The following is a 1,726-nucleotide window of genomic DNA, read 5'->3' on the forward strand; positions in this document are numbered from 1 at the left end:
ACAGGATAATATAGGTAGTTTTTTTGATCTACTGAATGAGGCTTCCAATCAGAGTAGTGAAAGTGGTGGCGGAGGCTTAATTACAAATTCTTCAAATGGTAAAGACTCTTCTACTGATGATGATATGACTTTTCAAGTTCCTGAGGTTGTTGTAACAGCTAAGAAAGGGGTTAATATTAGTTCAGAAGATGTTATGAATGCTATGACCATAGCTTTTGATAGGGTTATGAAGAGTGTAGAAAAGCAGCTGAAACAGTTGGAAGATAGTAATTGGTATTCTGCAACAGGAAAAGGAAACTGGTTTTTTGGTACAGCGGGTATTTTGAGTGGTACAGCAGGAGTTATACAATCTCAAAATATGTATTCTCAGGGTGTAAGAAGAGGAATATCCGCAAATTATCAATTAACAGGTAGAAACCTTAGCCAGTTTGGGAAAATGGCTATGACAGATGCAACTGTACCAATTTCTAAATTTGGAGGATATGCAAAAATAGCTGGTCATTTTTCTTTTGGTTTAGGTGTTATATTTGACATGGGCGGGATGGCAACAGGTCAAGTTTCACCTGGAAAAGCTATTATAAATACAGGGTTTGGAGCTTTGGGCAATTGGGGAGGATCAATTGGAGCCTCTCTTAGCACAGTGTATTTTGGCGTGGATAATTTTTATCCCAAGGGCTGGCCTGGACTTTTTGATGATGGTAATATGCTTCAGGGAAAGCTAGATGAAGGATTTAATCAGGCAGGCCCCTATAGAATTAATGTTTTTGGAGCTCATGAACCAAAATAAAAAATAATTATGGAGAAAATAAAAAGAGCATATTACTACATTTTCTATAAGATTTATAAATCAATAATATATACTTCTGAAATGGTAGGTGGTGAGTTTTGGAGTGACTTTAAAGCAGGAATTGTATTACTCACTCTCGAACTTTGGACTATTGGTTCATTTTTGAATTATTATTCTATTATTAATAATAAAAAATTAAATATAGACGTGATTGGTCCTATTTTATTAATTTCTCTTATTCTTTTTTGTGTTCTGAATTATTTTGCCTTTGTCCGTACAGATATATGGAAAGAATATAATGAAGAATTTGATAAGTTATCTGAAGAAAAAAATAAAAAAGGAACTACTATCGTATGGATAATTGTTATTTCTATTGCTGTTAATTTTTTTGGATCTGTTTACTTATTACAAAAATATGTTCTTAAAATGTATTGATAAATAAAATAGGTAATGTACTAGATGTATTGATAAAAAAATATAGCGTTGAAAATCAACGCTATATTTTTTTAGGTTAAATGAAAATCAAAATTTTGAAATTATATTTGGGTAGCGAGAGTAGGAAATAATAGAAATTAGGCTATGCAAAATATTGAGAGTCGTACAAGATGTTTCAGATATGTTGGTAACGTAATGTATCAAAGTTCATGATGAATCATTTTTGAAAATAATAATTATATTTACAGCTATGCCGGCCATTTGGGAAATATACGTTTAAGTTACTCCAAAAGCTTAAGTGGCAGCGCAGAGGTTCTTGAAGAAAACAATTATTACCCGTTTGGGTTAAAGCATGAAGGATATAATGCTTTAACAGGAAATCCTGCTTATAATTACGAATATAATGGTAAAGAGCTGCAACAGGAAACAGGCTGGAGTGATTACGGAGCAAGAATGTATATGAGTGATATTGGCAGATGGGGGGTGATAGACCCATTGGCAGAG

Annotated in this window: 2 protein-coding genes and 1 pseudogene; all 3 read left to right on the forward strand. The window is 33.1% G+C overall.

Annotated features, from left to right (window positions below):
- Nucleotides 1-787: hypothetical protein (locus tag ACQWU4_RS19550; RefSeq protein WP_429937423.1), on the forward strand; the 787-nt coding region annotated here is incomplete at its 5' end.
- 9 nt (nt 788-796) lie between these two features.
- Nucleotides 797-1,222 (forward strand): hypothetical protein, encoded by a 426-nt coding sequence (locus ACQWU4_RS19555; RefSeq protein WP_429937424.1) that lies wholly within the window; start codon nt 797-799, stop codon nt 1,220-1,222.
- A gap of 231 nt (nt 1,223-1,453) precedes the next feature.
- Nucleotides 1,454-1,726 (forward strand): annotated as a pseudogene (locus ACQWU4_RS19560) (RHS repeat-associated core domain-containing protein); the annotation flags it as partial.

Source organism: Chryseobacterium sp. MIQD13 (genome assembly GCF_050496705.1).
Lineage (GTDB): Bacteria > Bacteroidota > Bacteroidia > Flavobacteriales > Weeksellaceae > Chryseobacterium.

Excerpts from the sequence above, each read along its gene's own strand:
- ACQWU4_RS19555 (WP_429937424.1), top strand. The coding sequence starts at position 797 with ATGGAGAAAATAAAAAGAGCATATTACTACATTTTCTATAAGATTTAT.